The following is a 14815-nucleotide window of genomic DNA, read 5'->3' on the forward strand; positions in this document are numbered from 1 at the left end:
TGATAAACCACAAGCCTAAACAAGAAGACCGGATTACCGGAAATTAAATTTGCAGGCAGGACGGTCCTCGAATTGAGGTCTCACATTTAATTTCTTATCCGTTATATTCCCTGCCTGAAAATACTAACCAAACCGCTGGCTATTTGAGAAATTTAACGGTCATACTGCTGCTATTCGGATTCCTGGTGTACCTGGCAGGCGGATGTGCGACTCCCACAAGTCCTTCTGGAGGAGAGCCAGACCAGGAGGGACCCAGGATCATACAAATTCAGCCAGAACCGGGGACCACCAATTTCGGGGGGAGGGAGATAGAAATTTCATTTTCTGAATTCGTGGAACGGTCTTCACTCCGAGAGGCCATTGTCATTGAGCCTGACATAGGGTTAGACTACTCGCTGGACTGGGGAAGAAAATCGGTGGCAATAGAATTTGACCAGGAACTCCCCGATTCAACGACTATTTTGGTCACCATTGGAACAGATCTGTCTGACACCCGGGGCAACGAGATGACCGAACCCCAGAAAATCGCCGTGTCGACCGGCCCGGATATCGATGAAGGAGAGATCGCCGGCCGCATTGTGGATGCCCAAACCGGGAAGGGCGACACGGGAGACCGCGTGCTTCTGTACCGGCGCCCGGTCGATCTTTCTCGAAAAGCGGATTACCTCGCACAGACTGATACCAGCGGACGCTTTAACTTCAGTTATTTGAGTCCGGGTGAATACAAGGTGTTCTGGGTGAACGATCAGAACAGGAGCAAAATTTGGGAAAAGGAGCGGGAGCGGGCGCAACCTTTTTACCGCGAGATGGTTACGCTCGAAAAAGCGGGTAAAGATACCCTGGGTACAATATATAAGGATGTTTCTGATACTACGCGCCCGCGCCTTCAGGGAGTGGGGCTTTTTTCGAGCCGGCGTATGCGCCTCCGGTTTAGTGAAAACATTCAGCTCACCGACAGCAGCCAGATTACCATTGCAGATACGCTTGGAGAGAAGTATACCGATGCCAATCCACTCTATGTATTGCCGAACGAACAATACGTACTGTTCGCCGAAAGTGAAGATGACCTGGGAGCACAGCAAAGTTACCAGGTAGAAGCAAAAAATATACGGGACCTGGCAGGCAACAATCAGCCGTTGTCGACTTTTCAGTTTGAAGGATCAGCACAGGAAGACACGACACAGCAGCGCATCATCGGGCGTAAAATCGAGGGCGGCGTCTATCCCGGGGAACCCCTGGAGATTATATACGCCAAATCGATTACCGGTCGTCTTTTGACCGACTCCCTGCAGGTGGTGGCCGGAGACTCCCTTATTGAAGGATGGCAGCACGTGGAGATAGCGGGTAACCGGCTGAGGATCGCTCCCCCGGGAGAATGGGAGCAGGGTCTGGATTATGAAATCAGGGCATGGAATCCGGGTGCCGGCCGGCGGAAATCGTATGCTCTTGAGGTATGGCACCCCTCCGATTTCGGGAATATTGAATTTGCCCTGGCAGACAGCTCGGACAATCGCTCCTACCACCTGGCATTGACAACCAGTGAGCGCGGCTTGATCGTCGATACCACTTTTTCGGAATCTGTTGAACTGAAAGACCTGGCCCCGCTGGAATACAAGGCGATCATCTATGGCGACCTGAATGACAACGGGGAATGGGATTCGGGCCAGGTTCAACCATTTAAAGCCCCGGAACCCTACTTTATACAGCGAAATATTCCGGTTGAGAAGGCATTTACCTCCGAGGTGACCGTTACGTTCGAATAAATGGGTAAAGCAGATCGTTGACATAGGAAGAAGGTACTGCAAACCACAAAAAGCTAAATAAATTTACCTGCAGAACAGGTGAATACGAGAACCCTTAGCAGAACCTGCTATATTGTTGGGAGGTAAGTTGCACTACCGACCGTATTGACCTTTTAAACGGGAGTACAACTCCCTCGGAACGAGGAATTGAGGGAGTTGCAAAGCCATCTACCAATATAAATTGTTTTCAATTATGGAAAACGGGAACACCACCACGCATACCAAAATAACTGAAAGCGACCGAAATGTATATCAGGCAAGCCACAAGATCCGATTTGTGACAGCCGCAAGCCTTTTTGACGGACACGATGCCAGTATCAATATCATGCGTCGGATTCTTCAGAGCAGCGGGGCGGAAGTAATCCATCTTGGCCACAACCGGTCGGTACGCCAGATTGTGGACTGTGCTATCCAGGAAGATGTACAGGGCATTGCGGTCAGCTCCTACCAGGGGGGGCATATGGAGTATTTCAAATATATGATTGATCTGCTGGAAGAGAAGGAAGCTTCCCATATCAAGGTATTTGGCGGTGGTGGTGGCGTCATCGTGGATGATGAGATTGCAGAGCTGGAAGCGTATGGCGTAACTCGTATTTTTTCCCCGGACGACGGCAGCACACTGGGGTTGCAGGGAATGATCAACTTTATGCTGGAGCAGTGCGACTTTGACACGGGGGAACTGGAAGCGATTGATCCCCGCAAAATATTGCAGGGAGATGAAAAAACGCTGGCCCGTTCCATATCGGCCCTGGAAAACGGACATGAAACGATACTGAAATACCAGGGTGGAAAACTTTTGGATAAACGCGGAAATATCCTCAGGCATGAAAGCAACGGTCAGCCCGTACCCCTGGTGGGTATCACCGGCACCGGCGGGGCGGGGAAGAGCTCCCTCACGGATGAACTGGTGCGGCGGTTTCTACAGGAGTTCAATGACCTGCAGATCGTCATTATTTCCATCGATCCTTCGAAAATACGGACCGGCGGTGCTTTGCTGGGCGACCGCATCCGTATGAACAGCATCGATACGGGGCGGGTGTACATGCGAAGTATGGCCACCCGCGCCACGAATCGGACCACAAGCAACGCCGTGCGGGGTGCTGTTGAGGTTTTTAAATCCGCCGGCTTCGACCTGGTTATTATCGAAACCAGCGGGATAGGGCAAAGCGACACCGAAATTGTAGAGGTGGCCGATATACCGCTGTATGTGATGACCAGCGAATACGGCGCCGCTACACAGCTCGAGAAGATCAACATGCTGGACCTGGCAGATTTTGTGGTGTTGAACAAATTTGAGAAGAAAGGCTCGCAAGATGCACTCCGTGATGTCCGAAAGCAGATGAAACGGAATCTCGGGGCGTGGGACAGCAAGCCTGAGCAGATGCCGGTATACCCGACTATTGCGGCACAATTTAATGACGAGGGGGTAAATCGCCTCTTCAAGGCGCTGGTGGATCGGATTAATGAGCGGTACAGCCTGAAGTGGAAAACCGAGCACTACACCAGCGCGGAACCGGCAGAAAATATTGAATCACAGGGTATTATTCCGGGCAACCGACAGCGATATCTTTCAGAGATTTCGGAGACCATTCGGGACTACCACCGGTGGGCGGAAGAACAGGTGGAGATTGCAGCTAAACTGGAACAGGTGCAGGGAACCCGCCTGCAGGTCGAAGCCTGGAAGCCAGATGGAAAGGAGGCGATAAGCGATACACTTGAGGAGATGCAGAACCACTGGCGGAGTAAGCTCGATGCCCGCTGCAAGAAAATTTTGGACCAGTGGGACGAAACCGTTGAAAAATACCGCCAGGAGCAGGTGGATGTACAAATAAGAGGGCGGACATTTTCCAACAAAATGTACCGGAAATCGCTCAGCGGACTGAAAATTCCGCGGGTTTCGGTACCAAAAACCAAGCACAAGGGAGAACAGCTCAAATATGCACTTAAAGAAAACCTGCCCGGCCATTACCCCTTTACGGCGGGGGTGTTCCCTTTTAAACGGAAAGGAGAGGAACCCACCCGCATGTTTGCCGGGGAGGGAACTCCTGAACGCACGAACAAGCGGTTTCACTATGTGAGTGAGGGAATGCCCGCTGCACGACTCTCTACAGCATTTGATTCGGTGACACTGTACGGAGAAGACCCCGATCACCGGCCGGATATCTACGGGAAAATCGGAAACTCCGGCGTAAGTATTTGTACGCTGGACGATATGAAAAAACTCTATTCAGGATTCGATCTTGCTTCCCGTAAAACATCGGTATCAATGACGATCAACGGTCCTGCACCGATGATTTTAGCGATGTTTATGAATACAGCAATCGACCAGGAGGTGGAGCGATATCTCAGGGAAAACGGGAAATGGGAAGAGGCGGAAAAAGAAATTAAGCGCTACTTTCGACAGCGCCAGGTATCGCCGCCGGAATACCAGGAAGAGTTGCCGGCAACAAATGACGGGTTTGGACTGGGGCTGCTCGGAATTTCAGGAGACAAGCTGGTTGACCGGCAGACCTACCAGCAGATTAAGGAGGAGACGTTGAAGGTAGTGCGCGGAACGGTGCAGGCTGATATCCTGAAGGAGGATCAGGCCCAGAACACCTGCATCTTTTCCACCGAGTTTGCACTCCGCATGATGGGTGACATACAGGAGTATTTTACGAAAAATAACATGCGTAATTATTACTCCGTATCGATTTCGGGCTACCATATCGCGGAGGCGGGAGCCAACCCGATCACCCAGGCGGCATTTACCCTGGCCAATGGATTCACCTACGTGGAATACTATCTCTCTCGCGGAATGGATGTCGATGATTTTGCCCGGAATTTGTCTTTCTTTTTCAGTAATGGACTGGATCCCGAATATGCCGTTATCGGCCGGGTGGCCCGTCGAATCTGGGCGGTGGCCATGCGAGAAAAGTATGGAGCGAACAAACGCTCTCAGAAGCTTAAATACCATATCCAAACCAGCGGGCGTTCCCTCCACGCCCGGGAGATTCAGTTTAACGACATCCGTACCACGCTCCAGGCGTTGATGGCAATATATGACAACTGCAACTCGCTGCATACCAACGCCTATGATGAGGCGATAACCACGCCTACTGAAGAGTCGGTACGCCGGGCCCTGGCCATTCAGCTTATCATCAACAAAGAGCTGGGGACGGCCAAAAACGAAAATATCAACCAGGGTTCTTATTTCATTGAGGAACTGACTGATCTTGTTGAAGAGGCTATCTTGTCGGAGTTTGATCGCCTGACTGAGCGGGGCGGTGTGCTGGGTGCCATGGAAACGATGTATCAACGGGGAAAAATACAGGATGAAAGTCTCCATTATGAGTCACAGAAGCACAGTGGTGAGCACCCGGTAATCGGCGTCAATACGTTCCTGGGTGAACAGGAGGAAGAGGAGGATCACGCGGTTGAGCTGATTCGTTCTACCGCATCGGAAAAAGAGCAGCAGATCGCCGGCCTGGAGGCGTTCCAGAGAAGGAACCGGAGAGAGTCAGCGGAAGCGCTTGCCTCGCTGAAACAGGCCGCCCGAAACGGGCAAAATATTTTTGAAGAACTGATGGAGACGGTGAAAGTCGCCTCACTGGGAGAAATCACCCACGCCCTGTACGAGGTCGGCGGGGAGTACCGCCGCAACATGTAGCAGTCCACCGATGCGATTGCTTCCTTGGAAGAGGTGTTGATACTGGTTAAAAAAAATCGAAAGCCCTCTTCTGGCAAGGAATGTTCGTTTTGGTGTGAACAAAACGAAGCCCCAAAATCACCGGTTGGAGATTATGAATGTCGAAGAAGTCAAGGGTTATAGGACCTTTCTCAACCGGGATAATCTCTCTTTGACAAGGGCAGAGGACATAGAACTACTTTCACTCACCGGAATCAGGACGACTCACGGGCGCTCAGGCTGACCGGGACGAAGGTAATAATCCCCTGCTGTGACTGTGAATTGGACAGCATCTCTTTCATGAGGTCGATAGTAACAGCCCCCAGCCGCTCGTAGTCGGTGTGAATAGAGGAGATCGTCGGTCGGTTGCGAGAGCAGAGCGGCAGATCATCATACCCGACAATCGCTATGTCATCAGGAAACTGGTAATCTTTGGCGAGCGCTTCCTGCATAAAGGCGTGAGCCATCACATCGTTACAGGAGAAAATCGCCCGTGGCTTTTTGTCGAGCTTGTGAAACTCCTTAAACGCCTTGACGCCCGACTCCGGCTTCAACTCCCCCCTGAATTCCCATGCCAGGTTAAGCCCGGGTGTTTTACGGATAAAGTCTTTGAATCCATTGGCGCGGTTGCGTGAACCGGTACGCTGTATCGGCCCCTCAATGATGCCGAGATCCTTGTAGCCCCGCTCATTAAAATGCTGGGCCGCCAGGTACCCGCCGCTGTAGCTGTCGAACGTGATGGTGGGAAAGACCGGATTCTCGATATTGTGGTTTGAGACCACCGGGTAGTTTTCCGGAAGAACCTCCTTGATTTTTTCGTATTCCTCCCGGTTAAAGCCGGGAGTATACAGGACAAGCCCGTCATACTTTTGATTGCTCAGGTCTTTGATGGTGAGAAGAAGTTCATCAAACGGTTTCTGGATACTGATTAACGACAGGCGAATATTTCCCTTCTCAACGGCTTGATTGATACCATGGAAAAAGGAGGAGTAAAACTCTCCCCGGTGAAACCCGGTTACGATAAAAAATATTTTTAACGCATTGTATATCGAATCGTCATTGATCTCTTCAGGAATGGGATAGTTCATGTTTTTGGCGGTGACGAGAATTTTTTTGCGTGCCACTTCGCCAATTTTTTCGGAACCGTTGAGCACCCTGGAAACGGTTGATATGGAGTATCCCGTGCTTTCTGCTATATCTTTAAGTGTTACTTTCAAAATTATATGGATCCAACAGTTTTATTAAAAATATTAAGACAAATTTTTATTGAGCGTTATAAATAGTGGAATTAATGAGGTATAGCCTTATTGATATTTTGGGCATTCAGATTGAATTTGTTCATCGAAAAAATAACCACTTATTCCGTTTTAATGAAACGCCAATGCGAAAATATTTCATCATGTAAAAGAGAGTCATAATTCTTCATTTTCAGGAAGAATTTCGGATAATCAGGTTGACAGGCACCAGGCTCAGCACCCCTTCCTGCTGGTTGGGGCTGGCCGCGATTTCTCGTATTTTTTCCATTGTAACGCACCCCAGCTGCTTGTAATCGGTATGTACTGAAGTGATCGTGGGACGGTGGCGCCGGCATATCGGCAAGTCATCGAAGCCGGTGATGGCGATATCATCGGGAAACCGGTAGCCGTGAAGCAGCGCTTCTTCCATGAATCCGTGGCACATCGCATCACTGCAGGCAAAAATGGCCCGGGGTTTGGGACGGGTTGCAAGATAGTCATGGAACGCCTCTGTTCCGCCATCAAAAGTGTAGTTGCCGTTGTACTCCCAGACAATTTCCATGGAAGAGGTCTGCAGTGTATAGTCCCTGAAACCGTTTGCCCGGTACCGGGCTTCGGCCTTTTGAAAAGGACCCTGAATAATTCCGCATTTCTCATAGCCTCGTTCATGAAAATGCTCCGCGGTCATAAAGCCACCGCTGTAACTGTCGAATGAGACAGTGGTAAATACCGGGCTTTCAATGAGTCCATTGGAAAGCAGTGGGAAACGGTCGGGCAGTTCTTCCCTGATCTCCAGGTAGTCCTGTTTTTTTAGTTCGGGCGTAAAGAGGATGAGCCCGTCCGAATGGCCATTTACGGCCAGCTTTTTTAGCTGTTCGATCACCTCCGGTAACGGTTTGTTCATACTCAGCAACGCAAGGCGGATATTCTGTTCTTCAGCCGCACGGTTGATACCGTCAAAAAAAGAGGCATAAAACTCTCCGACATGAAATCCCGATACGATCAGAAATATATTCAGCGTGTGCGGAACACGATCCCCGTTAGCAGCAAAAAAAACGGGATAGTTCAGCTTTTTAGCTGTTTGCAGGACGACGCGCCTGGTATCCGGGCTGATTTTGCTGGACCCGTTCAACACGCGGGACACCGTGGAGATCGAAAAGCCTGCCTCATTCGCGATATCTTTAAGAGTAACTTTCAACGGTTTGTCTTTGAGAGATTAATGAATGCAGGTACGATAATACAACCGTTTGCCCACCCGTTTTTACTGTTTTATAACCAGACAGTATGGCAAAAGGTGATATTTTTTGCAAAAAAATTGCATTATTGAATGGACAATATTCCCATTTGTCTCGACTGATTATTATGACCAGCCTAAATAGTTCGTTACCACAAGTTGGTTACAAGTCAGCAAAACCCGTGGTATATGCCGATATGCGATTCATTAATTATTCGGATCTACAAACCAACAGGAGATAGGACAGCAAACTGATGCTGGAATGGTATTTTGAAATAGGTGGAATGTTACAACCTAACATCACAAAAAAATTGAATACCATGCAAACGAAATAAAACAAGGCTCGAAAACAGCGGCACTTTTGCATATATTTGATCAAATTAAGAATGGACTTCCAGGGCTCTCAATGTTAATATTAAGACAGGTTGTGGGTTATATTCTTGTTTGTTCAGCAAGGGCACTGAGCCGGTAGTGCATGCCAGCCGCTCCCTGATGCCGAATCACGAAGAATATTGCGTGCTGTTTCACCCGCATAATGCACAATGAGGGCTGTCGATTTATAATTGCCAACAATTAACATTTGTTCAATATTGACTATATGGTTGGAAGGTTACTGTTATTGACGTTCGTCTCTTCTTTTTTGCTCATCTCCTGTTCCGAGCCTACACCGCCTGATCCCACGTCGGAAGAATACCGGGAGGCGGTTTCGGCATTTTACCTGAGCCTGGCGGCCATTGAGTCGGATCAGGCTGTTTTTGCGGCAGAAAAGATGAATGGCATTACGGAAAGTTATCCCCGGGAACCGGCCGCATGGGCCAATATCGGCGTATTCTCGATGCGAAGAGGAAATTTTGAGCTGGCAGCAGAACAGCTGTCAAAAGCAGAAAGCCTGGCCCCCGATAATGCCGACATCCAGTTTCTCTTTGGCATCCTGGAGAGTCGAAGGGGCAATATACAGGCGGCGATTGATCATCTTCAAAAGGCACATGAAATCTCCCCGGAAAACTCGCGCATAACTTATACGTTAATTTCTGAGCTGGAACGCCAGGATGCGGGAGAAAACGCTGATCAAATACGGAATCTGCTAAACGAGCTGCGCAGCCAAAACCCGCAAAATTTGGCGGTACTGCTGGAGATGACTCGCCTGGCTCCCAAAATGGATGACGCGTCGCTGCTGGAACGGTCGCTGGATCAGCTGGCAGAGCAATCGGAGAGCTGGCCGGAAGAGATAAAAAATGAATTTGACGACCTCAGGGAGGAAATTCTGAGTCAGCCGATTGAGAACCTTACCTTCGAGATCGCCTATCTGAGGAACAACCTGAACAAGCTATCTGGATTTGAAGCCGATTTTGACCAGATTGAACTGCCACCGAACCAGGTCGGCTTTTTGCTGACAGAGTTTCTGTGGCTGCCTGAACCCAGCACGCTGAATGAAGCACCTGATACGGGTATTACTTTTACACAGGAGCCGCTGGATGTGGCGGAAGGCGACTGGAACCTGGCTTTTCATCTGACGCTGGCGGAAGACACCATCCCGGATGTGATGACCCTCGGCCCAAACACCGCGGCTTTCCAGGACGGGCCGTCATTTTCGGTTTCGCTCGCAGAAAATGGCATTCATCGCTCGGCGATCGAGACGTTCGACTACAATTATGATTTCCTCAATGATTTGGCATTCGCCGGGTCACAGGGATTAAGGCTCTATGAGCAGATGGAAGGCAAGCAGTTCAATGACATTACCCCGCAAGTCGGGTTGCCGCCCTCAATTATAAATGACAGCTACTCAGGTGTTTGGAAGGCCGATCTGGATCTGGATGGCGACCTGGATCTGGTGCTGGCCCGCGAAGAGGAGTCTCCACGGGTGCTCAGAAACAACGGAGACGGTACCTTTTCCATTGCGGAACTGTTTGGTGAAGTACAGAACCCGGTTGATTTCGCATGGGGCGATATCGATGCCGACGGCGATGCGGACGCCGTATTCCTGGCCAGCAACGGAGAGCTTGTCGTCTATCGAAATCAACGGATGGGAGAGTTTGAGCGTGTAGACGATCTGCCGGAACTACCGGCCGTGCACTCCATCCGCATTACCGATTTAGATAGTGACTCATACCTCGATATCGCGGCCCTGACGGACCAGGCGGTGGTGCGAGTCTATGCATCACCCGAAAGCCCGGAGTTTGACACAGAAACTGTTGCCGAGTTGAATTCACCTGTCGCCGGGAGTTCCTATAAAAAACTGTTTGTCCAGGATTTTGATAACAACGGCGGGCTCGATTTAATTATCTCAACTGACAGTGGCAGCCAGCTTTGGCTCAGTGATGCGAAGCTGGATTTTGCCCTGCACAGCAGCTCATTGCCGGGTAACCTGGTTTCAACTACGGATATGAACGGCAACAACCGGCTGGACCTGATCGGCATGGCAGGAGGGACCCCGATGCAGGTCATTAACAACGCCGGTGAGATGGACTATAATGGGCGGATGATCAGTCCGCGGGCCTCCGGCACGGTGGGCGATCAGCGGATCAATTCGTTTGGCATTGGCGGGGAGATCGAAATACGGTCGGGCCTGCTCTATCACAAACAGCTTATCGATGCACCGGTGGTTCATTTCGGACTGGGAACGTATGACGAGGCCGAAATGCTGCGGATTTTATGGCCCAATGGTTCCGTGCAGGCGGAATTTGCCGAGCTGGGCTACGGATCAAAAATATTTAACGAGCAGCTGTTGAAAGGTTCCTGCCCGTGGATATTTACCCACAATGGGGAGGAGATGGAGTTTGTCACCGACTTTCTGTGGCGAACGGCATTGGGACTCCGAATTAATGCGCAGGGAGAGGGCAGCGTAGTACACAGTATCGACTGGGTTAAGATTGAGGGCGACCAGCTCAAACCCAAAGATGGATACTACGATGTTCGCATAACAGCCGAACTCTGGGAGACGCACTTCTTTGATCACGTCTCCATGATGGTGGTGGATCATCCTAAAGACACGGAAGTGATGGCCAATGAGCGGTTTTACCTGCCTGCACCGGAGCAAAAGCTTTATCCCATGAGTACCCTTAATCCGGTACAAAAAGCGATTGACCAGGACCGCACCGATGTAACCGACTTGATCCGCAAAAAGGATGCCCGTTATGTGGATACATTTGACCTCACGGCCTACCAGGGACTGGCAAAAGAACATTACCTGGAAGTGGATCTGGGCGAGCAGCAATTCAACAAACAAAAACCGGTGTACCTGGTGGCCGACGGATGGGTCTATCCCACCGATAGTTCTATCAACGTGGCGATCAGCCAGGGTAGCCATCAGCCGCCGCACGGCATTCACCTGCAGGTGCCCGATGGAAACGGCGGGTGGAAAACGGTGAAAGATGATATCGGCTTTCCCGCAGGTAAAAGTAAAACGGTATTGATCAACCTGAGCGATCTGTCGATCGAAGATATCCCTCAAAAAGTGCGGCTTTCCACCAATATGGAGATTTACTGGGACCGGATATCATGGTCGGAAGGCAAGCCGGACGCTGATATAAAGACCCAAAAACTCCAGCCAGAGGTGGCCGAACTCCGGTATCGTGGATTCTCAGAATTGCATCGCAAGAGCCGTTTTGCGCCGGAAATTCCCGATTACCAGAATATCGCCAGCACCACTCCGCAGTGGATTGACCTGGTGGGGTATTACACCCGGTTTGGCGAGGTGGGCGAACTTGTGCAAGAGATCGATGACCGCTATGTTATTATGAATGCCGGGGATGAGCTGGTGTTCAAGTTCAAAGCCCCCGCTCCACCCCCTGAAGGCTGGGAGCGCGATTTCATTTTGATCGGCGATGGCTGGGTAAAAGACGGGGATTACAATACGGGACATTCCAAAACAGTTATTCCTTTACCGTACCACGGCATGGAAGATTATTCGGAGAACCCGGGGAAGCTGGAGCATGATCCCGTCTACCAAAAGCACAAGGAGGACTGGGCACGGTTTCACACGCGGTACATAACGCCCGAACTGTTACGTACCGCGTTGCGATTTGAAAACAAAGGCAAGCAATAGCAAGCGAGTGATGAATACGAATAAATCCGCCAAAATTGGCATCGTGATTTTCTTTATCGGGCTGTTGGCTACCCCTGCGGCACTTGATAAGCTGGAAGAATGGCAGCAGGAGGAGACAAGTAAAGAGGGACAGGAGGAAGCCCTCAGCCGCTATGGCTTTTACATGCAGGAGACCGCCGGTCAGTTAGGCGTAAATTTTCAGCATCACCCGCCGAAGCTGGATCCCAGGCTCGATCATATCATGCCCCAGGTCGCCTCGGTGGGCGCCTCTGTGTCAGTTGCAGACTTTAATAATGACGGGTATCACGATTTCTACCTGACCAACAGCGCCGAGGGCACCAAGAATGCGCTTTACAGGAACAACGGGGACGGCACCTTTACCGATGTGGCCGAGAAGATGGGCGTGGCTATGCTGAATGAACAGCCTGTGGCAAACGGTACATCCATGGGTTCTGTATGGGGTGATTATGACAATGACGGGTATGAAGATCTCCTGGTCTTTAAATGGGGCAAACCCGAACTGTTTCACAACGACCAGGGAGAGGGCTTTACCCGGGTTACCGACCAGGCGGGCCTGCCTGAATGGGTGAACGCCAACACCGCCGTCTGGTTTGATTACGACCGGGATGGCCGAATCGATCTGTTCATAGGAGGGTATTATGATGAAGATATCAACCTGTGGGATCTGGAAACGACCAAGATAATGCCCGAAAGTTTTGAGTATTCCACCAACGGGGGGCGCAAATTCCTGTTCCACAACGAAGGGGACGGCACGTTCAAAGAGGTTAGCGAGCAGATGGGACTGGTTAGCAATCGCTGGTCTTTTTCAGCGGCGGCGGTCGATCTGAACGACTCCGGCTATCCCGATCTTGTGGTGGCCAATGATTATGGTGTTGATGAGCTCTATATAAACCACGGTGGCAAAAAGTTTGAAGAGATGGGCAACGAGGCCGGGATGGGCTTTGCCCCCAAAAGCGGCATGAACGTCTCCTTTGGCGATATTATGAACGAAGGAAAATACGGTATCTATGTGACCAATATTTCTGAGCCGGGCGTGCTCATCCAGGGTAACAACCTCTGGATGCCGGTCACCAGTACCAAAGAGCAGGAGCTTCAACTCCAGAATATGGCCGGGAATTTGGGGGTGGAGCTTGGCGGATGGAGCTATGGCGCGCAGTTCGGCGACCTCAACAACGACGGCTACCTCGACCTCTATGTGGCCAATGGCTATATTTCGGCGGACCAGGATGAGGACTACTGGTATGATTTTTCCAAAGTGGCAGGTGGACATGAACAAATTATTTCCGACGCCAAAAACTGGCCCGCCATGGAGGGCCGCAGCCTTTCGGGCTATCAGCAGAACCGCATATGGATCAATGACGGGGCCGGCAGATTCCAGGAGGTATCCAGTGCTGTGGGCGGTGCATTGAAACTGGACAGCCGGGCCGTGGCATTGGCCGACCTTGACCAAAACGGCTCGCTGGATGTGCTGGTCTCCACCCAGGGTGGACCGTTTAAGATCTACAATACCAAGGTCGAAGAGAATAATATCTGGATAGAATTTAGGCTGGAAGGCACCAAAAGTAACCGGAGCGCCATCGGGGCCGAAGTAGAACTGTACTGGGATGGCCGCAGCCAGGTGCAAACGGTGATGGGAGCCAGCGGTTTCAGCGCCCAGAACCAGCGCCCGCTGCATTTTGGATTGGGACCAGATCCACAGATTACAAAAGCTGAAATTCGGTGGCCATCCGGCATCAGCCAGACCATTAAATCTCCGGAAGTAAACAAGCAACATCACATTGTAGAACCGGAGAACAACTAGATGCAGCTCGTCCAAAAAGTGAAGACTTTCGTATCGGAATTCAGGTATAACCGGGGGTATACTCCACCGCTGCTTATTACCGGCATTCTCATCGCAGCCCATCTCTCGTTTGGCATCCTGGAGGATTATAAAAAACTGGGTACGGCCATTGGTGCCAGCATGGTCACGGAGCTGGTGCTGCACCGGCTATTGCTGGGAGAGTGGAGGAGCTTAAACAGCGCCTATATTTCCGGAATCAGCGTTGGTATCCTCATTCGCTCTCCCTTCCTGTGGACCTACGCCCTGACGAGCATGCTGTCGATCGCCTCAAAATATGTGCTGCGTTACAAGGGCAGCCATATCTGGAATCCCTCCAACTTCGGGATTGTAGCCATATTACTTCTGGCATACGATGATGTGGCTATCCTGAGCATTCAATGGGGCAACAACATGTGGCCCATGCTGGTGATCTGGATCATCGGGTTTGTATCTATCTGGCGGCTGAAACGGTTCCATATCTGCGGTACGTACGTGGTCTCATTTCTGCTCTTTGCCTATGTGCGCAGCTTCCTTTCAGGAGATCCTTTTCTGGCGGAAATTGCCCCGATTTCGGGACCGATGTACCAGCTGTTTGTGCTCTTCATGATCACCGACCCCGTCACCACGGTGAAGTCCAAAAGGGGACAATACCTGGTGGCGTTTTTGATCGCCTTTGTTGAGATGATCTTCCGGATGAATGAGGCGGTGTATGCCCCGTTCTATGCGTTGTTTGTTGTGGGACCGTTGGCCATGATTATCGAAAAAAACTGGAGGGAGCGATAGCAAAATCAGTCGGAATCCCCGCAGGTTACAGAAAAGGAAAGTGCATAACAGGATTTGTAAAGCCCGCTATAAGATAATTTTACGCATGATTGATCTTGGCGTTTTGTCGTCAAAGTCAATGGGGAGCCCGTTCAAATAATTTTCGACGGGTTTTTGACAAAATTGAGTACGGACACAGGTCAAATAACTCTCCTAACATGATTTTGTGT

At 50.6% G+C, this 14815-nt stretch carries 7 protein-coding genes; 5 read left to right on the forward strand and 2 right to left on the reverse strand.

Annotated features, from left to right (window positions below; genetic code table 11):
* The first annotated feature begins 143 nt into the window (after positions 1-143).
* Both ACG2F4_RS09045 and ACG2F4_RS09050 read left to right on the forward strand, forming a co-directional pair.
* Positions 144-1763 (forward strand): Ig-like domain-containing protein, encoded by a 1620-nt coding sequence (locus tag ACG2F4_RS09045; RefSeq protein WP_395259988.1) that lies wholly within the window; start codon positions 144-146, stop codon positions 1761-1763.
* Between the two features lie 232 nt (positions 1764-1995).
* The gene (locus tag ACG2F4_RS09050; RefSeq protein WP_395259991.1) at positions 1996-5451 is read left to right on the forward strand and encodes a methylmalonyl-CoA mutase family protein; all 3456 of its coding nucleotides are present in this window, start codon (positions 1996-1998) and stop codon (positions 5449-5451) included.
* Positions 5452-5684: 233 nt separating this feature from the next.
* On the opposite strand, the gene ACG2F4_RS09055 is transcribed toward ACG2F4_RS09050, so the two are convergent.
* Complete coding sequence (locus tag ACG2F4_RS09055; protein WP_395259994.1) at positions 5685-6686, reverse strand: LacI family DNA-binding transcriptional regulator; 1002 nt, start codon at positions 6684-6686, stop codon at positions 5685-5687.
* Positions 6687-6897: 211 nt separating this feature from the next.
* Positions 6898-7902, reverse strand: coding sequence for a LacI family DNA-binding transcriptional regulator (locus tag ACG2F4_RS09060; protein ID WP_395259995.1), 1005 nt, complete (start codon positions 7900-7902; stop codon positions 6898-6900).
* Positions 7903-8536: 634 nt separating this feature from the next.
* On the opposite strand from ACG2F4_RS09060, the gene ACG2F4_RS09065 reads away from it, so the two are divergent.
* From ACG2F4_RS09065 to ACG2F4_RS09075, 3 genes are read left to right on the forward strand one after another with little or no spacing between them, the layout of a single operon-like run.
* Positions 8537-11983 (forward strand): FG-GAP-like repeat-containing protein, encoded by a 3447-nt coding sequence (locus ACG2F4_RS09065; protein ID WP_395259998.1) that lies wholly within the window; start codon positions 8537-8539, stop codon positions 11981-11983.
* Positions 11984-11993: 10 nt separating this feature from the next.
* Entirely contained in the window at positions 11994-13805 is a 1812-nt protein-coding gene (locus tag ACG2F4_RS09070) for a CRTAC1 family protein (protein ID WP_395260001.1), read from the forward strand.
* Entirely contained in the window at positions 13806-14606 is an 801-nt protein-coding gene (locus tag ACG2F4_RS09075; protein ID WP_395260002.1) for a hypothetical protein, read from the forward strand. It abuts the gene before it with no gap.
* The last annotated feature ends 209 nt before the right edge of the window (positions 14607-14815 follow it).

It is taken from the genome of Halalkalibaculum sp. DA3122 (genome assembly GCF_043951865.1).
GTDB lineage: Bacteria > Bacteroidota > Rhodothermia > Balneolales > Balneolaceae > JAMQKA01.